Annotated in this window: 20 protein-coding genes; 6 read left to right on the forward strand and 14 right to left on the reverse strand. The window is 70.4% G+C overall.

Annotated elements, in window-relative coordinates; translation table 11 throughout:
• The coding region (locus ABEA10_RS01625) for an ATP-grasp domain-containing protein (RefSeq protein WP_345456331.1) at positions 1 to 635 on the reverse strand (635 nt) is incomplete at its 3' end.
• Between the two features lie 274 nt (positions 636 to 909).
• Here ABEA10_RS01625 and ABEA10_RS01630 point away from each other — a divergent pair.
• A complete protein-coding gene (locus tag ABEA10_RS01630; protein WP_345456335.1) occupies positions 910 to 2301 on the forward strand; it encodes a glycoside hydrolase family 15 protein in 1392 nt (463 codons plus the stop codon).
• Between the two features lie 84 nt (positions 2302 to 2385).
• Here ABEA10_RS01630 and icmB read toward each other — a convergent pair whose 3' ends face one another.
• From icmB to ABEA10_RS01655, 5 genes are all read right to left on the reverse strand, one after another.
• Positions 2386 to 2808 (reverse strand): coenzyme B12-dependent isobutyryl CoA mutase small subunit, encoded by a 423-nt coding sequence (icmB, locus tag ABEA10_RS01635; protein WP_345456338.1) that lies wholly within the window; start codon positions 2806 to 2808, stop codon positions 2386 to 2388.
• 107 nt (positions 2809 to 2915) lie between these two features.
• Positions 2916 to 3272, reverse strand: coding sequence for a hypothetical protein (locus tag ABEA10_RS01640; RefSeq protein ID WP_345456341.1), 357 nt, complete (start codon positions 3270 to 3272; stop codon positions 2916 to 2918).
• A complete protein-coding gene (locus ABEA10_RS01645) occupies positions 3269 to 3730 on the reverse strand; it encodes a hypothetical protein (RefSeq protein WP_345456343.1) in 462 nt (153 codons plus the stop codon). The genes ABEA10_RS01640 and ABEA10_RS01645 overlap by 4 nt, the downstream gene beginning before the upstream one ends.
• Before the next feature lie 42 nt (positions 3731 to 3772).
• Entirely contained in the window at positions 3773 to 4714 is a 942-nt protein-coding gene (locus ABEA10_RS01650; protein WP_345456345.1) for a nucleoside hydrolase, read from the reverse strand.
• Between the two features lie 16 nt (positions 4715 to 4730).
• Complete coding sequence (locus ABEA10_RS01655; protein WP_345458027.1) at positions 4731 to 5411, reverse strand: PIG-L deacetylase family protein; 681 nt, start codon at positions 5409 to 5411, stop codon at positions 4731 to 4733.
• 128 nt (positions 5412 to 5539) lie between these two features.
• On the opposite strand from ABEA10_RS01655, the gene dhaK reads away from it, so the two are divergent.
• Together dhaK and dhaL are read left to right on the forward strand one after the other, a co-directional pair.
• On the forward strand, positions 5540 to 6535 hold the full coding sequence (dhaK, locus tag ABEA10_RS01660) for a dihydroxyacetone kinase subunit DhaK (protein ID WP_329250973.1): 996 nt from the start codon (positions 5540 to 5542) through the stop codon (positions 6533 to 6535).
• A gap of 17 nt (positions 6536 to 6552) precedes the next feature.
• Complete coding sequence (gene dhaL / locus ABEA10_RS01665; protein WP_345456356.1) at positions 6553 to 7140, forward strand: dihydroxyacetone kinase subunit DhaL; 588 nt, start codon at positions 6553 to 6555, stop codon at positions 7138 to 7140.
• Between the two features lie 150 nt (positions 7141 to 7290).
• Here dhaL and ABEA10_RS01670 read toward each other — a convergent pair whose 3' ends face one another.
• The 4 genes from ABEA10_RS01670 to ABEA10_RS01685 all read right to left on the reverse strand — a co-directional run bounded on the left by ABEA10_RS01670 (position 7291) and on the right by ABEA10_RS01685 (position 11350).
• On the reverse strand, positions 7291 to 8061 hold the full coding sequence (locus ABEA10_RS01670) for a DeoR/GlpR family DNA-binding transcription regulator (RefSeq protein ID WP_345456359.1): 771 nt from the start codon (positions 8059 to 8061) through the stop codon (positions 7291 to 7293).
• Entirely contained in the window at positions 8058 to 9071 is a 1014-nt protein-coding gene (pdxA, locus tag ABEA10_RS01675; RefSeq protein ID WP_345456362.1) for a 4-hydroxythreonine-4-phosphate dehydrogenase PdxA, read from the reverse strand. Before pdxA ends, ABEA10_RS01670 begins: the two co-directional genes overlap by 4 nt.
• A gap of 19 nt (positions 9072 to 9090) precedes the next feature.
• Positions 9091 to 10287 (reverse strand): four-carbon acid sugar kinase family protein, encoded by a 1197-nt coding sequence (locus ABEA10_RS01680; RefSeq protein ID WP_345456365.1) that lies wholly within the window; start codon positions 10285 to 10287, stop codon positions 9091 to 9093.
• Between the two features lie 64 nt (positions 10288 to 10351).
• The gene (locus tag ABEA10_RS01685; RefSeq protein ID WP_345456368.1) at positions 10352 to 11350 is read right to left on the reverse strand and encodes a 2-keto-3-deoxygluconate permease; all 999 of its coding nucleotides are present in this window, start codon (positions 11348 to 11350) and stop codon (positions 10352 to 10354) included.
• A gap of 303 nt (positions 11351 to 11653) precedes the next feature.
• On the opposite strand from ABEA10_RS01685, the gene dhaM reads away from it, so the two are divergent.
• Entirely contained in the window at positions 11654 to 12049 is a 396-nt protein-coding gene (gene dhaM, locus ABEA10_RS01690) for a dihydroxyacetone kinase phosphoryl donor subunit DhaM (protein WP_345456371.1), read from the forward strand.
• 26 nt (positions 12050 to 12075) lie between these two features.
• Here the strand turns inward: dhaM and ABEA10_RS01695 are convergent, their stop codons facing one another.
• From ABEA10_RS01695 to ABEA10_RS01705, 3 genes are read right to left on the reverse strand one after another with little or no spacing between them, the layout of a single operon-like run.
• Positions 12076 to 12603 carry an SUKH-4 family immunity protein gene (locus ABEA10_RS01695; protein WP_345456374.1) on the reverse strand — a complete coding sequence of 176 codons (528 nt, stop codon included), beginning with the start codon at positions 12601 to 12603 and terminating at the stop codon, positions 12076 to 12078.
• Positions 12600 to 13061, reverse strand: a complete 462-nt coding sequence (locus ABEA10_RS01700) for a hypothetical protein (protein ID WP_345456377.1) — start codon at positions 13059 to 13061, stop codon at positions 12600 to 12602. Before ABEA10_RS01700 ends, ABEA10_RS01695 begins: the two co-directional genes overlap by 4 nt.
• 17 nt (positions 13062 to 13078) lie before the next feature.
• Entirely contained in the window at positions 13079 to 13597 is a 519-nt protein-coding gene (locus tag ABEA10_RS01705; protein ID WP_345456380.1) for a hypothetical protein, read from the reverse strand.
• A 133-nt stretch (positions 13598 to 13730) separates the two neighbouring features.
• On the opposite strand from ABEA10_RS01705, the gene pcrA reads away from it, so the two are divergent.
• Together pcrA and ABEA10_RS01715 are read left to right on the forward strand one after the other, a co-directional pair.
• Positions 13731 to 16022 (forward strand): DNA helicase PcrA, encoded by a 2292-nt coding sequence (gene pcrA, locus ABEA10_RS01710; protein ID WP_345456383.1) that lies wholly within the window; start codon positions 13731 to 13733, stop codon positions 16020 to 16022.
• Positions 16023 to 16123: 101 nt separating this feature from the next.
• Positions 16124 to 17590, forward strand: coding sequence for a right-handed parallel beta-helix repeat-containing protein (locus tag ABEA10_RS01715; protein ID WP_345456385.1), 1467 nt, complete (start codon positions 16124 to 16126; stop codon positions 17588 to 17590).
• Between the two features lie 99 nt (positions 17591 to 17689).
• On the opposite strand, the gene ABEA10_RS01720 is transcribed toward ABEA10_RS01715, so the two are convergent.
• Positions 17690 to 18925 (reverse strand): sensor histidine kinase, encoded by a 1236-nt coding sequence (locus ABEA10_RS01720; protein ID WP_345456388.1) that lies wholly within the window; start codon positions 18923 to 18925, stop codon positions 17690 to 17692.
• Positions 18926 to 19074 lie beyond the last annotated feature (149 nt).

Genomic DNA, 19074 nt, shown 5'->3' on the forward strand with positions numbered 1-19074 from the left:
ACCTTGCCATCCAGCGCCTTGACCTGACCATCGGCGGTCAGGATCAGCGGGTTCACCTCCACCAGCGTGGCGTCCTCATCCACGAACGCCGCCCACAGCCGCTCGATGAGCTCCGCGGCACCCTCCAGCGCCTCGGCCGGCAGCCGCCCAGCGACCGCGATCTCCCGGGCCTTGGCCCGGTCGACACCACTCAGCGCGTTGATCGGGATCTGCGCGACCGCATCGGGCTTGGTCGCGGCGACCTCCTCGATCTCCATCCCGCCCTCGACCGAGCAGATCGACAAGAACGTGCGGTTGGCGCGGTCGAGCAGGAAGGAGAAGTAGAACTCCTGGGCGATGGCGCTCGCCTCTTCGACCAACACCTTGTGGACCGTGTGGCCCTTGATGTCCATGCCGAGAATCTGCCGCGCCTTCTCCTCGGCGTCGGCGGGCGAGTCGGCCAGCTTCACGCCTCCGGCCTTACCACGGCCGCCGGTCTTCACCTGCGCCTTGACGACGACGCGCGAGGTGCCGGCGGCGGCGAACTCCTCAGCGATCGCCCGAGCCTCCTCCGGCGTCGTAGCGATCTTGCCGGCAGGGACCGGGACGCCGTACTCCGCGAAGAGCTCCTTCGCCTGATGTTCGAACAGGTCCACGGGGGTCCGTCCTTAACGGGATCGACAGGGTTGCGACCGCGTCCAGCGGTCCGCTCCGACCAGGCAGCCTAGTCGCTACGGCTTACACGGCTGACCGCCGGGTCCCAAGGAGCGTTTCGCATCATCGACCGCTTCACGCCCTGAGGGACAAGGATTCCAGCTCGGACCGGACTTCCCCGGACGCGTCACGGTGACGCTCGGGTAATGACTACATGAACTACAGGTGTTTGCCGGTCTTTGGTGTACTGGGTGCCATGATTTTCGGGAGTCGCCGGTGAGCGGGAACAGGGCACGGGATGTTCGCCGTGTCGCTTCTCTCCTGCTCGTCGCCGCACTCACCGCGACGTGCGCCGCCTCCATCCCGGATGACGGGCGGCCCGACTGGCGCAGTCCGGGTCTCATCGGCAGCGGCGGCTGGCCGTTCTCCCGCTCCGCGGTTCCGCAGGAAGAGGCCGAAGGCGCCTCGTACATCCCGGGCAGCTCCGTTCTCGCCCTTCCCGACGGTAAGGCGCGGCTGATCCCGTTCGGGCTGAACGATCCGGTGACGCTGCCGCGCGATGACCCGCGCGTGACCGAGGCCGTACGGGCCGACCAGGCGTGGCTCGCGGACGGCATCGTCCCCGGCATGACGCCGGCCGAGCGCGACGCCGCCGGGCGCGCCCTGCTCGACCTGCGCATGCTGACGCTGCCGAACGGCGCGTCGACGGCCTCCTGGTACGGCGCGTGGAACTACATGTGGCCGCGTGACGGCGCGTTCGCCGCAGCGGCGTTCGCGGTCACCGGGCACGGCGACGACGCCCAGCGCGTCCTGTACTTCCTGGCCCGCGCCCAGGACCACGGCGGCCTGTGGGCGGCGCGCTACCAGCCGGACGGTACGGCGGTGGCGGACGGGCGGCAGGTGCAGCTCGACAGCCTCGGCTGGGTGCTGTGGGCGACCTGGTTCCTGCACCAGACGGCGCCGCAGGCGGCCAACCTGGACACGCTGTGGCCGATGGTGCGCCGCGCCGCCGACCGGGCGGCCGACTCCCTGCGCTCCGACGGCCTGCCCCCACCGTCGCCGGACTACTGGGAGCGCGGCACGTCGCGCGAGCAGGCGCCGCACGTGGCCACTCTCGGCGTGTGCGCGCCGCTGCTGGCCGGACTGCGCGCCGCCGCGTCGCTCGCGGCCGTACGGGGCGACAACGACGCGGCGCAGCGCTGGAGCCACGACGCCGACCGTCTGGCGCAGGGCATCGAACGCCGCTTCGGCCCGTACGGCTATCCGCGTTCGCCGATCGCCGGCGGCCTGCTGGACTCGTCGGTGACGTTCCTGGCGCCACCGTTCGCCCCGGCGTCCCCGTCCGTGCTGGCCGCGGTGACGAGGACGGGCGACCGCCTGCGGCTGCCGACCGGCGGCGTGGTGCCGGGCGAGGGTTACGGCGCGAGTGTCGCGTGGACTCCCGAGACCGGCCTGTTCGCCCTGGCGGCCGCGGCGTCGGGCGACCTCACCGCGGCGAAGGGCTGGCTGGACTGGCTGATCGACAACCGGTCGACGCTGGGGTCGTTCCCGGAGAAGGTCGACGCCCACGGAAACCAGGCCGGCGTCGCCCCGCTGGGCTGGACCTCCGCCCTGGTCGTCCTCGCCCTGACCGCGAACCAGACCGTACTGCCGACCCCTCCGGCCTAGCCTAGGGCGTGTCTCAAAGCCCCGCTGTCCTACTGCGCGGCGCCCAGACGCCGCTCGCTACGGACGGGGACTTTGAGACACGCCCTAACTCTCCACGACGGACTCGCGGGCGTCCTCGCCCACGTTGGCGCGGACCCACTCGACGATCTCCTGGGTCGTGGCGCCCGGGGTGAAGACACGGGCCACGCCGAGCTTCTCGAGTTCGGGAATGTCGGCGTCCGGGATGATGCCGCCCACGAAGACCGGGATGTCGAGCGCATCGCGTTCTTTCAGCAGGTTGAGGAGGCTGGCGCACAGGGTCATGTGGGCGCCGGACAGGATGGACAGGCCGATGCCGTCGGCGTCCTCCTGCAGAGCCGCCTCGACGATCTGCTCGGGCGTCTGGTGCAGCCCGGTGTAGATGACCTCCATGCCGGCGTCGCGCAGTGCCCTGGCGACCACCTTCGCGCCTCGGTCATGACCGTCCAGACCGGGCTTGGCGACGACGACGCGGATCGGACCAGCCATTCCTGCCTCCTACCGGGGTGCTCAGCCTCTTCGCAGGGTAGCCGTACCCAGCAAGAGCGCGAGCGGGCGGCCCTCGCTCGGAACGCCCGGCAAGCGGCCGGATCCACTCACGTGTCCGTGTCCTTCGGATGCCGTGGTGAGGCGTAGACGAAGTAGACCGTGCGTCTCGCCTGGTCGACGAGGTAGCGTACGCGCCCGCCGGCGGTCACTTCGTACTCCCACTGCGGGTACTCGATGCCGCCCAGCGTGGCGGTGGCGAGGCGGCCGCGCAGCCGGTGCTGCCGATCGGGGTCGCGCATCGAGGTCGGGTCGCCACGCAGCGCCTCGTAGCAACGCCGGGTGTTGCCCGCGGCATCGTGACACAACTCCGCCCAGCCTTTCGCCGCATCGTTCGTGGCGAAACGGAGACGCCATTCGTCACCGACCGGTGGCGGCGGGACGTCGTCACCGCGTTTCGGGCTCACGGGGCGGGCACCTCGCCGTGATCCTCATCGGCCAGCGGTGTGGTGAGCCGGGCCGTGAGCTCGGGATCGGCCAGGATCCTGGCGGTGGCCCGCCACTCCACGATCACGCGATGCACGTTGGAGTGGACATCCAGGTCGGCCGCGTCGCGGATGGCGTCCACGAGATCGACGACGAACTCGCGCACCTCCGCAGCCGAAAGGTGCCTTACCCAGGGGAACACCTGAGGAAGCGCGACCAGGACCGCGCGAGCACCTTCGTCGCTGCTGATCAGCGCGGTGAACAACCGGGTGGTGACGTCGGCGGTCTCTTCCCGCTGCCGGTCGTGGTGCTCGGTGGTGAGATAGAGATCCTCGCCGTCACGTCGCGTGACATGCACGCGCTGAGCACGCTCGACGGTCTCGGCGACCCGCTTGGAGTTCTTCGAGAGTTCGGAGAACGAGACGACAGGAGTGGACACGACCTCACACTAGTTCGGAATACGTTCCGAAGTCAAAGGGCGTCAGAGCAGGCTCGCGAGCAGCCGTTCGCGGAAGGTCTCGACGTCGACGTTCACGGCGACCTTCACGGGAGGCCGGTCGCCCTCGTCGGCGTGCAGGCGGCGGTCCCACAGGGTCGTCCCGCGGGTGTGTTCGCCGCGCAGTTCGACGCGGACCGGACGGGTGGCGTACTCCCCGAGCGCCGGGTCCAGGGCGAGCATGGCGGCGAGGGCGTCGTGGATGACGACGCCGCGCGTGCCCAGCTGCCGACGGTAGGCCTCGGCGTAGAAGACCAGGATCCGGGTGGCCAGGCGCGCCCGGTCGGTCTCGCCCGCGGCCAGCCGGTCGAGCCACTCACCGTCGACCACGGTCGCGTGGGTGACGTCGAGGGGCACGAGGGTGATCGGCCAGCCGGCCGCGAAGACCAGTTCGGCCGCCTCCGGGTCGTGCCAGATGTTCGCCTCGGCGTGGCCGGTGACGTTGCCCTGGTGGGCGAACGCCCCGCCCATGATCACGACCTCGCGGAACATCCGGGGCAGCGCGGGCTCGAGCAGGAGCGCGATGGCCAGGTTGGTCAGCGGTCCGATCGCCAGGAGGGTCAGCTCGCCGGGGTTCTCGCGCGCCAGCCGGACGATCTGCTCGGGCGCGGAGATCCCGATCGGCCGGCCCTCCGGATCGCCCAGGCCGATCTCGCCGAGCCCGTCGGACCCGTGCACTTCGGCGGCCAGGCTCACCGCCTGGGCCATCGGCCGGGCCGCGCCGACCGCGACCGGCACGTCGCGCACGCCCGCGTCTTCGAGCACGCGCAGGGTGTTGAGCGCTCCGACCTCCGGGGCGACGTTGCCGTGCACCGTACCGGCGGCGACGAGGTCGACCTCACCGGTCTTGATCAGCGGGGCGAGGTACAGCAGGGCGAGTGCGTCGTCGATGCCCGTGTCGCAGTCGAGCAGGATCCGCGGTTTCACCAAGTCTCCTGGGGGTTCACTCGGCCGGGATGATCGTGAAGACCTCGGCCAGGCGGCCCGAGGGCAGGCCGCCCCGCGTGGCGTTGGCGGACAGGAAGCCGCGCAGCATGCCTTCGAGGTCGTCGTTGCCGGCGACCTGGCTGACGTGCGAGCGCAGTGCGGCCAGCTTGCGGTCGAACACGTCGGTGACGTCGACGAGATGGTCCTCCGCCAGGCCGCCGCCGGAGATCCACACCTCGCGTGCGGTCCAGGCCTCCAGGCCCTCGGCGCGCAGCTCGGGGAAGGCGTACGGGTTGCGCGCGTCCGGATAGATCGCGTCGAGCGCCGCCGAGCCGACCGCCCGGTGGTCCGGGTGGCTCGGGGCCATGCGCCGGTAGTTGCGCTCCGGGCTCGGCACGATCACGCGGTCGGGCCGTACCTGCCGGACGACCCGGGCGATGTCGCGCCGCAGGTCGAGGGTGGCCTCCACGCGGCCGTCCGGGTACCCGAGGAAGCGGACGTCGGTGACGCCCACGCACTTGGCGGCGGCCAGTTGTTCCGCGCGCCGCAACGGCGCCATCTCCTCGCGCGGCAGGTCGTCGTCGAAGCCGCCCGCGTCACCGTCGGTGATGAGCAGGTAGGTGACCTCGATGCCGGCGTCGGTCCACGTCGCGACGGTGCCCGCCGCGGCGAAGTCGACGTCGTCGGGATGGGCCATCACCACGAGCGCGCACGTCACATCTTCGATCACCGTCACATCCTAGGACGATCAACGACATTTCGCCCTTTGCGCGCTCTGCCCGTACAGCTCTGGCGTTTTGCGTGGCCACGGGGTATCCCGGACAGATGAAGAAACTGATCGATGCCGTTGACGACGTCGTCGTCGACGCGATGCGCGGCATGGCCGCGGCCCACCCCTCCTTGCGCGTGGACCTGGAGCAGCGCGTGATCGTACGGGCCGACGCCCCGCGTACGGGCAAGGTCGGGCTGGTCTCGGGCGGGGGTTCGGGGCACGAGCCGCTGCACGGAGGGTTCGTGGGGTACGGGATGCTCGACGCCGCGTGTCCGGGCGAGGTGTTCACCTCACCGGTGCCCGACCAGATCCTCGCCGCGACGACCGCCGTCTCCGGCGGTGCGGGCGTCGTGCACATCGTGAAGAACTACACCGGCGACGTGCTCAACTTCCAGATGGCCGCCGAACTGGCCGAGGACGAGGACATCGAGGTCGTCCCGGTGGTGATCGACGATGACGTCGCCGTACAGGACAGCACGTACACGGCCGGCCGCCGCGGCACCGGCGCCACCGTCTTCGCCGAGAAGATCGCGGGTGCGCTGGCCGAGTCCGGTGGCGCGCTGGCCGACGTCGCCGGCGTGGCCAAGGAGGTCAACGAGCGGAGCCGGTCGTTCGGCGTCGCGCTGACGGCCTGCACGGTCCCGGCCGCCGGGCGGCCGACGTTCGAGCTGGGCGAGGACGAGATCGAGCTGGGCATCGGCATCCACGGCGAACCCGGCCGCGAGCGGACGAAGCTGCGGACCGCCACCGAGATCGTCGACGCCGCACTGTCGGCGATCGAGGCGGACATGCCGCTGTCCGGGTCCGAGGTGCTCGTCATGGTCAACGGCATGGGCGGGACCCCGCTGATGGAGCTGTACGGCGCGTACGCCGCGGCGGAGAAGTGGCTGGCCGGGCACGGCGCGACCGTCTCCCGCCGGCTGGTGGGCAACTATGTGACGAGCCTGGAGATGGCGGGCTGCATGATCTCGGTGTGCCGGCTCACGCCCCGGCTGACCGAGCTGTGGGACGCGCCGGTCGAGACCCCGGGCCTGCGGTGGGGGCGCTGATGGACGCGTACGCGTGGATGATCCGTTTCTCGGAGCTGGTGACCGCCGACGCCGAGCGGCTGACCCGGCTCGACTCGGCGATCGGCGACGGCGACCACGGCTCGAACCTCGACCGCGGCCTGCGCGCCGCCGCCGAAGCCCTGAGCAAGGACCTGCCGCCGGGGAAGGTACTGATCACCGCCGGGCGGACGCTCGTCTCCAAGACCGGTGGGGCTTCCGGCCCGCTGTACGGCACCGCGCTCCGGCGCGCCGGTAAGAGTCTGGGAGACGCCGCCGAGGTCGGGGCCGCCGAGCTGGGCGCGGCCCTGCGCGCGGCGCTGGAGGGCGTCCAGGAGCTGGGTAAGGCTTCGGAAGGCGACAAGACCATGGTCGACGCCTTGGCCCCTGCGGTGGCGGCGTTCGAGGCGTCGGCGGGCGAAGGCCTCCCGGCGGCGGCGCGGGCCGCCCTCGACGCGGCCGAGAAGGGTGCCGAGGCGACCGTGCCGCTCCAGGCGCGCAAGGGCCGGGCCAGCTATCTCGGGCCACGCAGCGTCGGCCACCTGGATCCGGGCGCCGCCTCCACGGTGCTGCTGTTCCGCGCCCTCGCCGACGTCACCGACGGGTGAGGCGCACTCCACGTCACCGACCGCGGCGGCCGGCCCGCACCGGCGAGGCATCGATCGGGCCGGGCCGCTTCCCGGCCCGATCGACACCCGGTTCGACCGGTCTCCCAGACGACGGGCCGACGGCGACGCTCGGCCGTCCGCGCGCCCATGTCAGCGCCGGGGAAGGGGGGCGATCCGTACGGTGATCTCCGGCCGGGCGTAGAAGGGGGCGAGCGCCTCTTCGGCGGCACCGGCGTCGGTGACGAGGGTCCATGGGCGGTCCAGTGCCGTCCACCAGTGACCGCTGGTCCGGCCGATCTTGGACGCGTCGGCCAGGACGTAGATCTCATCGGCCTGTTCGACCATCAGACGCTTCAGCGCCGCCTGCTCGGCGGTCGTCTCGCAGAGGCCCCGATCCGCGGCGACACCGTCGGCGCCGAGGAAGACCGCGTCCGCGGTGACGCCTCGCAGCGTGCTCTCGGCGATCGGGCCGATCAGTCCGAGACTGACGTGGCGGACCGTGCCGCCCAGCACGATCAGTTCGACGCCGTCGCTGTCGGCGAGCGCGTTCAAGCTCGTCAGGCCGCTGGTGATGACGGTTATCCCGCTCCAGGTCGACAGCCGTCCGGCCAGGGCACCGACCGTGGTGCCGGCGTCGAGCAGCAGCATGTGCCCAGGCCGTACGAAGCGTTCGGCCTCCCGGGCGATCGCCGCCTTCTGCGCCTGCGCGAGCGTCTCCCGCTCATGCAGGGTCGGCTCGCCCGGCGTGGCCGACAGTGCGCCACCGTAGGTGCGGACGATCTCGCCCTGGTCGCTGAGCACCGCCAGGTCGCGGCGGATCGTCGACAGCGATACCTCGAACAGCGCGGCCAGTTCGTCGACGCTGGTCGGCCGGGTCCTGAGCAGGTCGCGGATGCGGGTACGGCGCTCGGAGGTCTTCACGACCGTTGATTGTCCCGCTCTCGATCGGGTGCCAGCTCCACCGCCTGCCGGATGGCCTCCAGCATGCTGGCGTGGTCGGCGCGGCCGGTCCCGGCGATGTCGAAGGCGGTCCCGTGGTCCACGCTGGTGCGGATCACCGGGAGGCCGACGGTGATGTTGACTCCCGCCTCCAGGCCGAGGACCTTCACCGGCCCGTGGCCCTGATCGTGATACATCGCCACGACCAGGTCGAAATCACCCCGGACGGCGCGGAAGAACACCGTGTCGGCCGGCAGCGGGCCATGGGCGTCGATCCCCTCGGCACGCAGCCGCTCGATCGCCGGGACGATCTTGTCTTCTTCCTCGCCCCGGCCGAACAGGCCGTTCTCACCCGCGTGCGGGTTGATCCCGCAGACCGCGATGACCGGCTCGGCGATGCCCGCCTTGACCAGCGTGGCGTGCCCACGGCGGACCGTACGCTCGACCAGCCCGTCGTCGATGCGCTCGACGGCGTCGACCAGGCCGATATGGGTCGTCACGTGGATCACCCGCAGCTTCGGCGCGCTGAGCATCATCGACACTTCTTCGGTGCCGGTGAGCGTGGCGAGCAGTTCGGTGTGGCCGGGGTACCGATGGCCGGCCGCGTGCAGCGCCTCCTTGTTGAGCGGCGCCGTGCAGATCGCGTCGATCCGGTTGTCCACCGCGAGGCTCACGGCCCGCTCGATGAACCGGTAGGCGCCCTCGCCCGCCACCGGGCTCAGCCGCCCGAACGGCAGGTCGTCGGGGATGCAGTCCAGGTCGACGCAGTCGATGACACCGTGGGTGAACGCGGCCTTCTCCGGGGCATCCGTCACGCGCACCTCCACATCGGCGCCCACGATGCCGGCCGCCTTGCGCAGCCGGGCCGCGTCGCCGATGACCAGCGGCCGGCTCGTCGCGTAGACCGTCGGTACGGACAGGGCCTTGACGATGATCTCCGGTCCGACGCCGGCGGCGTCGCCCATCGTGATCCCGATGATCGGGCGTCCCATGGTCTTTCCTTTCTGCCGTCTATCGCACCGCGACGGCTGCGTGCGTGAGAACGCGGACGAGCGTTCCCGGGTCACCGAACGCTCCCGCCTTGGTGACGAACAGGGCCGGATATCCGGGCAGGCGCCCGGCGACGACGCCAGGCTCCAGTTCGCCGTTGACGCGGATCTCGGTGGTGCCCAGCGCGTCGAGTACGGCATGGGCCGTCTCGCCGCCCGTCACCGCCAGGACGGAGAGGTCTCCGGCGACCGTGGCGGTCGCCGCGGCCAGTTCGCGCGCGACGCGGGGGGCGTCGGCGCGGTCCACCGGGGCCTCCGGGTCGGGTGACAGGACGACCCTGCCGCGGCCCAGCGCCTCCTGAACGTCCGCGCCGTCCGCGGGCAGCACGACGGGGATCCAGCCGTCGTCGATGAGAGCCAGACGTTGGGCGCGTGCCTCCTTCGCGTGGCTCCCGATGACGGTCAGGGCCGCGCCGTTCCCAGGCCACCGCCCGGTCTCGCTTGCCGAATCGCCCGCCGGATCGGCCGGCGGTGAGGTCGTGGCCCGGCCGGCCGCCCTCGCGCTCAGCGCGGTGGCCAGACCGCCGGTGCCCACGAGAAGTATCGGGGTTCCGGCCCGCTCGGCGGCCTCGGCCGCCGAGGCCACGGCGGCCAGATCGGCGTCGGTCTCACCGTCGCACACCACCGCGCCGACGCCCTCCCTCCAGTACTGCGCGAACCGCGCAGCCAGGTCCGGGTCGTGCACCTGCGCCGTCCCGGCCCGTCGTACCGTCAGACCGGCGGTGGCCAGCACCCTGGCGAGGTCACCGTCGCGGCGGCCCGTCAGCGGCCGGCCGTCGACATGAACGACGCCGTTCCGGGTGGCCCGGCCGGTCGCCGGGAAGGCTGCCGACACCACGGCCAGTGCGGGACGGCGCGACCCGGCGAGAGCGGTCACCGCCGCCCGTACCTCGGCCCCGACATTGCCGCGGAGCAACGAGTCGATCTTCTTGAAGACACGGGCGCCGCTGTCGGAGGCCCGCCGCAGGGCCGCGGTGACGCGCGCGGCGGCGACCTCGGCGGTGGCGTACCGGCTGTCGGTGTCGACCGCGACGACGTCGGCCGCGGGCCAGTCCGCCTCCGCCGCGACCGTTATCGCCACGCTGGAGTGCGCGGTGAACGGGGCCGCGCTGTCCCCCGCACCGGTCAGGTCGTCCGCGACGATGACCAATCGGGTCATGAGCCCTCCTTCGCCGGAGGGCGTGACCACGGGGCCGTGCCTTCGATTCCCTCGCTCCGCCCGGTCATGAGCGCGCCTCGGCCTTCTCCTCCGTGATCTCAGCTTCCGCCGCCGGGCCGGCGACCCGCCGGGCCCGCCAGGCGGTGACGATCGGGACCAGGATGGCGGTCACCACCACGGACGCGGCGACCAGCACCGTCGCGGGCGCGGCCGACGCCTTGTACGCGGGGTTCGCGGTCGCCACGATCGCCGGGACCGCCGCGGCGTTCCCCGCGGTGGACGCCGCGGCGAGACCCGCCACGCCGTTTCCACCGGTGACCTTGTCGGCGATGAAGAGGATCGTGCCGCTGACGATCATCACGGCCACGCCGAGGCCGAGGCCGAGCAGCCCCGCGTTCCACACGCTGGACAGGCTGATGCCGGCGCCGAGCGCGAACGAGAAGAACGGGATCATCACGGGAGTCGCCCGGCTCAGGAACTCGCGCATGTCGCGGTCGAGGTTGCCCAGCAGCGCACCGACCAGCAGCGGCAACAGGGCGCCGAGCAGCGTCTGCCAGGGGAAGGCCGACAGGCCCGCGACGCCGAGGGTCACCATCGTCAGGAACGGCCCGCTCTCGATCGACATCAGAGAGTACGCGGCGGCGTCGCGGGAGTTGCCGAACTGCCCCATGAGCGCCATGTAGAGGCCGCCGTTCGTGTCGTTGATGGCCGCGACGACGGCGAGCGTCGACAGCCCCGCGAACATCCCGGAGCCGACCGGGGCCTCACCGAGGAAACGGCCCAGGACCACGCCGATGATCACGGACGCGGCGATCTTCGAACCGAGCAGCACCCCGCCCTTTTTCAGGATGTACGGCGTGTTGCGCACTTCGATGGTCGCGCCGACGCACACGTAGAAGACGGCGAGGATGCTCAACGAACCGCTGAACAGCGCGCCGGTGAACGAACCGAAGAACGTGCCGGCGGTCGGCGAGACGGTGTGGATGATCGCTCCCACCAGTAGCGGCACGATCATCATCCCGCCGGGGATGCGGTCCAGCGTCTTTTTGATCGGTACTGCCACGACGTCTCCTGTCTGCCACGGCCACTACGGCGGTCCTCATGCCCGGTCAACAGGCATTCCGGCTCAGAGGTGCTGGGCAGCTTAGTGCGCGATGTACGCAAAGTGTCAATAGTCTGCGCGTTTCACGCAAGTTGGATCTTCGGCGGCTCTACCAGGCGGGACGCCGTCGCCTTGGCGGAACCGGTCGGGACCACGGGCGGGCGGTACGGACGCTCAACGGCTCCGGCCGGTCGGGCCCGCCGACACCGTGCGTCGGCGGGTGCGAGGGGCGCCCTGTCGTCCGTGATGAGGGATCATCGTGAGGTGAGCAACGTGGGAATCGTCCTTATCTCGCACAGCCGGACACTGGCCGAGGGCGCCGCCGAACTCGCCCGGCAGATGGGCGTCGGCCAGGTCGCCGTACGTGCCGCCGGAGGCACCGAGGACGGCGGGCTGGGCACGAGCCTGGATCTGGTGGAGGCGGCGGTGCACGAGGCCGAAGAGGGCGCCGGGGTGGTGCTGATCGCCGATCTCGGCAGCTCGGTGCTGATCGCGAAGACCTTCCTGGAGGATCGCGAGGACACCGGGACCGAGGTCGCGCTGGCCGACGCGCCGTTCGTCGAAGGAGCCGTCGCGGCGGCCTCAGCCGCGGCCGGCGGGGCAGATGTGGCCGCCGTGACCAAGGCGGCGGCGGAAGCGTACGAGTTCCGGAAGACCTGAGCGTCGGCCGCGCCGCGGAAGATGGATCAGATGCGGCCTTCGAGCTGCGCGAAGGCCGCGGACCACCATGACTCGGGATCCTCGAACGCCATCCGGTCCAGGCGTGTCAGCTCCTGCCGGAGCCGTGCCGCCGGCTCGGCACGGCTCGCCCGGCCCTGGTCGGCGTCCATGAACATGCTCAGCCGGTAGAGGAACTCCACGAAGTCGCGTGCCGTGGAGTTGACCGTCTCTACTGCTCCCTGATTCAGGTCGACCAGGAGCACGGCGCCGGAGGCCAGGTTCAAGGCGAAGAGCAGGTCGTCGTCCTCGGGGACCGCGCCGATAATGACCATGTTCACCGGTTCGGCGTTGCCGACCTGCATCTTCACGACGTCGAAGAGTTCGATCTCTCCCTTCACGAACGTGGTGAAGACGACCGAGACCTCCATCGGGAGGACTCCTCCGGGAGGAAGTGACGCCACGTCGAAGGTGAAGAGCGGGCGGAGGTGGTCGACCGGGATGCCGATGACGCCGTCGGCCCCCCACTCTCCGATGAGCTCGCCGTATTCGATCATTCTTCTCCCCCCTGGAACACCAGCCCCCGGCTTGTCAGAAACTCATACCAACGGTCGTCGTCCGCCGGCGTGAGCTCGCCGTAGCGGGGACCGATGGCGTACGCGCGGAAGAACGAGGGAACGTCGTCGGCGAGCCGGTGGAGCGTGTCGTCCTCCTCCGGAGACCAGTACACCTCCTCGGATCGGCGATCGGCGAAGAGCGGTACGTAGTCGCACGTGCCGTAGCAGATCCAGCGCTCGGGGCCTCCTTCGAGGTCCTGCGCGAAGAACTGATTCTCATCGATCGAGTCCCCGTCGAACAAAACGATGGATCCGCATCGTGGGCCATTCGTAATGTCGAGTACCGCCGTCAGAGAATCCGGGATCCCGGTCGGAGCCGCCCGGCCCAGGCCCGGTGGCAGGTCCGCAAAGGTGATCGCGTCGTCGATCGTTTCGAGGGCGCCGCGAATGCGGTCCACGGCATCGCGAATATCTGCTACCATTTGATCACTTCTATCTTGATCGGAGTTCCGTCCGGGAGATGCCGGATCTGCTTCCGTATTTGCTGGGTGCCGATGTGCCAGTTGGTATACGCATCAAGGAACTGCAGGTTGTCCGCCACATCCCCGCCCCCGAGCTGCAGCTCGTGGACGTGATCCGGCTGCATCCGCTTGGTGACCCTGTTGATCAGCCGCCTGGAGAACTCGGGGTTCCTCGAGTTGAACTGCCGATAAATCCGATCGATTACATCCTGCCGATAGCGCTTGGTGACAGCGCGGTCGCGGACGACCTTGGTCTTCACCAGCTTACCTTCGTCACCGAGCTTCTGCAGTGCAAGGGCCTTGCGGCGAAACTCCGTTTTCGGCATGTCGGGTTCGCGTGATAGCTTGACAACGAAATGCTTTGGGCCGAGCTTCTCCGCTTCATCCTCGACCCCATGCCCCACGGGGCCGTTAAAGAATTTCGTTGCCGCCTCGAGGATGCCCGCCTCCACTCGTTGCCCGATTATGGCCACGGGCCCCTCCTGGGGAAATGGTGAAAATATGAAATTTTATGGTACATCGCCCAGGCGCGGTCGGTGTAGAGGTGCGCGCGGACCTGGACGCTCCGTTGGGCGGATGTCGGCCCCAGGCCCTAGGCTGATTTGAGTGTCCACGCTCGTAAGCCATCCCCTGCTCGACGGTCTCAACGACGCCCAGCGCGCGGCGGTCGTGCACCGAGGCGGCCCCCTGCTGATCGTGGCCGGGGCCGGTTCGGGCAAGACTCGTGTGCTCACCCACCGCATCGCCTACCTCCTCGGCGAGCGCGGCGCGCAGCCCGGTGAGATCCTCGCGATCACCTTCACCAACAAGGCCGCCGGTGAGATGCGCGAGCGCGTCCAGGCCCTCGTCGGCAACCGCGCCCGCGCCATGTGGGTGATGACGTTCCACTCCGCCTGCGTGCGCATCCTGCGCCGCGAGGCGAAGCGGCTGGGCTTCCCGAGCGGGTTCTCCATCTACGACCAGGCCGACTCCCAGCGCCTGATGGCCCTGGTCTGCCGCGAGCTGGACCTGGACCCCAAGCGCTACCCGCCCCGCGGCTTCTCCGCCCAGGTCTCCAACCTCAAGAACGAGCTGATCGACTACGAGACCTTCAAGTCCCAGGCGTCGACCCATCTGGAAAAGACGCTCGCGGAGGCGTACGAGACCTACCAGGCGCGGCTCCAGCAGGCCGGGGCGCTCGACTTCGACGATCTGATCATGACGACCGTCAACCTGCTGCAGGCGTTCCCCGACGTCGCCGAGCACTACCGGCGGCGGTTCCGGCACGTGCTCGTGGACGAGTACCAGGACACCAACCACGCCCAGTACGTCCTGGTCCGCGAGCTGGTCGGGCAGCAGGGCGACGACGATGGGCTCGCCCCGGCCGAGCTGTGCGTGGTCGGTGACGCCGACCAGTCGATCTACGCCTTCCGCGGCGCGACGATCCGCAACATCCTGGAGTTCGAGCGCGACTACCCGGACGCGAACGTCATCCTCCTGGAGCAGAACTACCGCTCGACGCAGACGATCCTGTCCGCGGCCAACGCCGTCATCGAGCGCAACGCCGACCGCAAGCCCAAGCGGCTGTGGTCCGACCAGGGCGACGGGCCCAAGGTCTCCGGGTACGTCGCCGACAACGAGCACGACGAGGCGGCGTTCGTCGCGCAGGAGATCGACCGGCTCAGCGACGACGAGGAGGTCAAGCCCGGGGACGTCGCGGTCTTCTACCGCACCAACGCTCAGTCGCGTGTCTTCGAAGAGGTCTTCATCCGCGTCGGCCTGCCGTACAAGGTCGTCGGAGGCGTCCGCTTCTACGAGCGCAAGGAGATCCGCGACCTGCTGGCCTACCTGCGGGTCCTCGCCAACCCCGAAGACACCGTGAGCCTGCGGCGCATCCTCAACGTCCCCAAGCGCGGCATCGGCGACCGGGCCGAGGCCTGCGTCGAGGCGCTGGCCGGCCGCGAGCGCATCTCGTTCTGGCAGGCGCTGCGGCGTGCCGACGAGGCGCCCGCCATCGCCACCCGCTCGCTCAACCAGATCAAGGACTTCGTCGCGCTGCTCGACGAGCTGGGCGAGATGGTGGAGACCTCCACGCCGACCGAGATGGTCGAGGCCATCCTGACCAAGAGCGGTTACCTCGCCGAGCTGGAGGCTTCGCGCGATCCGCAGGACGAGACCCGCATCGAGAACCTCCGCGAGCTCGAGTCGGTGGCGGCCGAGTTCGAGGAGCGCCTGGCGACGGGCGTGCTCGGCGACGACGAGGCGCAGGCCGCCGAGCGTCCCGCCGAGGGGCGGCTGGTGGAGTTCCTGGAGCAGGTCGCGCTCGTCGCGGACGCCGACCAGATCCCCGGCGGCAACAACGGCGTCGTGCCCCCCGGCGAGCGGGCGAACGAGGGCGTCGTGACGCTGATGACCCTGCACACCGCGAAGGGTCTTGAGTTCCCCGTGGTGTTCCTCACCGGCATGGAGGACGGCGTCTTCCCGCACCTGCGCTCGCTCGGCGATCCCAAGCAGCTGGAGGAGGAGCGGCGGCTCGCGTACGTCGGCATCACCCGCGCCCGCCGCCGGCTCTATGTCTCCCGTGCGACGATGCGCAGCTCGTGGGGCGCGCCGTCCTACAACCCCGCGTCACGTTTCCTCACCGAGATCCCCGAGACGCTGGTCGAGTGGGAGCGCTCGGAGAGTTCGGGCGCCCCGGCGATGGCGTCGGTCGCCCAGCGGCCCGGCGTGCGCTCGCCCGGCAACCGCGCGGTGCCCGCCCTGGCGACCGGCGACCGCGTCGTCCACGACGCATTCGGCCTCGGCACCGTCGTGACCGTGGACGGAGCGGGCGAGAAGGCCGCCGCCACGGTTGACTTCGGCGGTGACTATGGTGTCAAGCGCTTCGTTCTTCGTTACGCGCCGATCCAGAAGCTCTGAAAGGTTGCATGGTTCGGGTGGCCGAAAGCGGGCGTCGACATGTTCCCGGTGGCCCTGCATGATGCACGTGGGAGCATCCTGCGGCTCTGTATGGGAGGAAAATGGGGCGGTTCGTGCGGCGTTTTCTCGCCGCGATCGTCTTCACCGTGACCACCGTCTGGTTCGCCTCATCGGCTTGGGCCGCTGAAGCGCGTACGGTCACGCCTCTGACCGCCTGGACGACCACGTCGTCTCCCGGCACCGTTCCCGCCTACCGCGCGGCGGCAGCCTCGCCGCGCCTGGTCGTCTGCCGTCCGGGCGGCTCGCTGACCGGCCTGGCCCGCGAACTCGCGTCCGAGTGCCGCTACCACGAGATTCAGGCCGCCGTCGACGCCGTACGCGCGCCCGGCACGACGATCTACGTGCTGCCCGGCACCTACCACGAGCCGTCCGCGCTCGGTAAGCCGAAGGGCCGGTGCGCGTCGCTGGACGACGCCACGCCCCTGTCGTACGACGACCAGCGGGCCTGCCCCCACCTGCAGAGCCTGATCAGCGTCACCGGCCAGACCGGCCTGCAGATCGAGGGCGTCGGCGGCCCGGTGATCATCGAGGGCAAGAAACAGGTCGGCATCCGTGCCGACCGGGCGAACGGCTTCTACCTGCGCGGCGTGACCGTCCGCGGCTTCACCGAAGACGGGGTGAGCGTCGGCGAGACCGACGGGTTCACCCTCGACCACGTCACCGGTCTGGCCAACGGCGGGCACGGGCTCGCGGCCTACACCTCCGACCACGGCCTGATCACCGACTGCTCGGCCTCGGGCAACGGCGACGCCGGCATCGCCACGGCCTCGGCCTCCGACCAACGGGGCGGCCGGCTGTCCATCGAGATCCGGCGCTGCACGTCGTACGGCAACCTGATCGGCTACTCCGGCACGGCCGGCGACTCGGTGTACGTCCACGACAACGTCTTCAACGGCAACTCCACCGGCGCGATGCTGGACAGCAGCGTGCAGGCGGCCGGCATGCCGCAGAATCACGCGATGTTCGTGGCCAACCGGGTCTTCGACAACAACGCGGACTTCTACCACGACTGCGACAAGCTGTGCCCGCGCCGCGCGGTGCCGGTGGGCACGGGCATGCTGCTCGCGGGCGGTGACGAGAACACCTACGCGAGCAACATGGTCTACGGCAACTGGCGATACGGCTTCGCCCAGTACTGGATCCCGGCGAGCCGCCGGGGCGAGACCGACCCCGCCAAGGCGCGCGACACGTCCCACGGCAACCGCTACGTCGGCAACCTCATGGGCGTCACCCCGGAGGGCACCGCGGCCCCGAACGGCGTCGACTTCTGGTGGGACGAGGAGGGCGACCGCAACTGCTGGCAGAGCAATGCCTCGTCACAGGGCTACCCGCGCAGCGACCCGGCCGTCCTGCCCTCCTGCGACCACCCGTCGGCGAGCGGCCCGTACGCCCAGCAGGGCAATCCGGCCAAGACCGCCGTCGTGACGGCCTGCGCGGCGTACAGGCCGGGCCGGCCGACCCCGAAGGGCTGCGACTGGCTGGCGACCCCTGGCCGCCCCGTCGCCTGAGCCGTACGGCCGGTCACGGCGTGATCTGGACGACCAGGGTGCCGCGGGTCCGATGCTTCAGGGTCAGACGTGGGTGATCCATGAAGTCACCGGCGGCTCTCAGCCGATCGCCACGACCACTGACGTGCCGTGGCCCGGCGGGCTGGTGATCTTGATGGTGCCGCCGAGTGCCTCGACACGGTCCCGGAGCCCGGTGAGGCCGGAGCCCCGGGCCGGGTCGGCTCCTCCGACCCCGTCGTCGCGGACCGTCAGGCAGACCCGCGTGTTCTCTTTCTCGAGGTCGATGCTCGCCGTCGACGCGTTCGCGTGTTTCAGCACGTTCGTCAGTGCCTCGGACACGACGTAGTACAGGCTCACCTCGATCTCCTCGTCGAGCCGCCGGCCGGCGTCGATGTTGAGCTCGACGGGCACCGGGCACCGGGCCACGAGCTGCGCGAGCGCCGCGTCCAGGCCCCGTACCGCCAGCGCCGGTGGCCGCAGCCCCGCGGACAGTTCGCGGAGTTCGTCGACGGTGCCCGTCAGGTCCTGGACGGCCTCGGACAGCCGCTGCCGGAGTTCGCGGTGTTCGGGCGGCACGGTCTCCTCGGCCTCGCGGAGCCGGAGTGCGAGGGAGATCAGTCGCTGTTGTGCTCCGTCGTGCAGGTCACGCTCGATGCGGCGTCGTGTGGCGTCGGCGCCGGTGACGAGGCGGGCACGGGAGGTGATGAGCTCGCAGCGGGTCTTGGCCTGGATGATCGCGCAGTTCAGGAGCTCGACGAACTTGCCCATGCGCTCCTCGACGTCGCACTCGGGCGGATCCGTGCCGAGGTACAGGGCCGTCATCGTGCCCCAGAGATCGTCGTCGACGATGACGGGGCAGGCCACGGCATGACCGATCCGGTGTGCTCTGTGCCAGCCGCCGATGTCGCTGCGGATCGTCGCGCTCGCGCGGCTGCTCGGCTTGTGTCCTCGCAGCACGGCCGCCGACGGGGTGTCGTCACCGAGCGTCCAGCGCCCGCCGAAGGGCGGTCCGATGTCCGGCGTGCCCGGAGCCCGCCAGAACGCCATGATCGACATCGTCCGGTCGCCCTCGTACCGGTTGATCGCGGTGTAGTCGGCCTTGATCAGGCCGCCGAGCGCGCACGCGGCCGCGTTGAAGATCACCGATGGTGAGGACCCCCGCGCCACCAGCGTCGCGACCTGCTGGAGCGCGCCGCGTTCTTCGGCGAGCCGTCGTATCTCGCCGCAGTCGGAGTGATCGGTGACGTTGAGGCGGTTTCGCAGGGCTCGCAGGCGACGGGTCAGCGGCCCGTGCGCCCTGGTCGCCCCCGTCGGGGCCCCGGCCTGGGTATCCATAGCCGTCCCTCTGCCGTCCGTGCTGGTTCGGACCCGCGATTGGCCTCACTCTAGGAACGATGTCGCTGTGTCGACAAGTCGGACACCGTGGGTGATCACCCCAGGTGATGGTGCCCGTGATCGGTATCGCGCCCCGGCCGCCACCTCGT

The organism is Actinoallomurus oryzae (assembly GCF_039541955.1).
Taxonomy (GTDB): domain Bacteria; phylum Actinomycetota; class Actinomycetes; order Streptosporangiales; family Streptosporangiaceae; genus Actinoallomurus; species Actinoallomurus oryzae.

Coding starts and splice junctions, on each gene's coding strand:
- icmB (WP_345456338.1), bottom strand. CDS start 2,808: ATGGCTGGTCCGATCCGCGTCGTCGTCGCCAAGCCCGGTCTGGACGGT.
- ABEA10_RS01655 (WP_345458027.1), bottom strand. CDS start 5,411: ATGGCCCATCCCGACGACGTCGACTTCGCCGCGGCGGGCACCGTCGCG.
- dhaK (WP_329250973.1), top strand. CDS start 5,540: ATGAAGAAACTGATCGATGCCGTTGACGACGTCGTCGTCGACGCGATG.
- dhaL (WP_345456356.1), top strand. CDS start 6,553: ATGATCCGTTTCTCGGAGCTGGTGACCGCCGACGCCGAGCGGCTGACC.
- pdxA (WP_345456362.1), bottom strand. CDS start 9,071: ATGGGACGCCCGATCATCGGGATCACGATGGGCGACGCCGCCGGCGTC.
- ABEA10_RS01680 (WP_345456365.1), bottom strand. CDS start 10,287: ATGACCCGATTGGTCATCGTCGCGGACGACCTGACCGGTGCGGGGGAC.
- ABEA10_RS01695 (WP_345456374.1), bottom strand. CDS start 12,603: ATGATCGAATACGGCGAGCTCATCGGAGAGTGGGGGGCCGACGGCGTC.
- ABEA10_RS01715 (WP_345456385.1), top strand. CDS start 16,124: ATGGGGCGGTTCGTGCGGCGTTTTCTCGCCGCGATCGTCTTCACCGTG.
- ABEA10_RS01720 (WP_345456388.1), bottom strand. CDS start 18,925: ATGGATACCCAGGCCGGGGCCCCGACGGGGGCGACCAGGGCGCACGGG.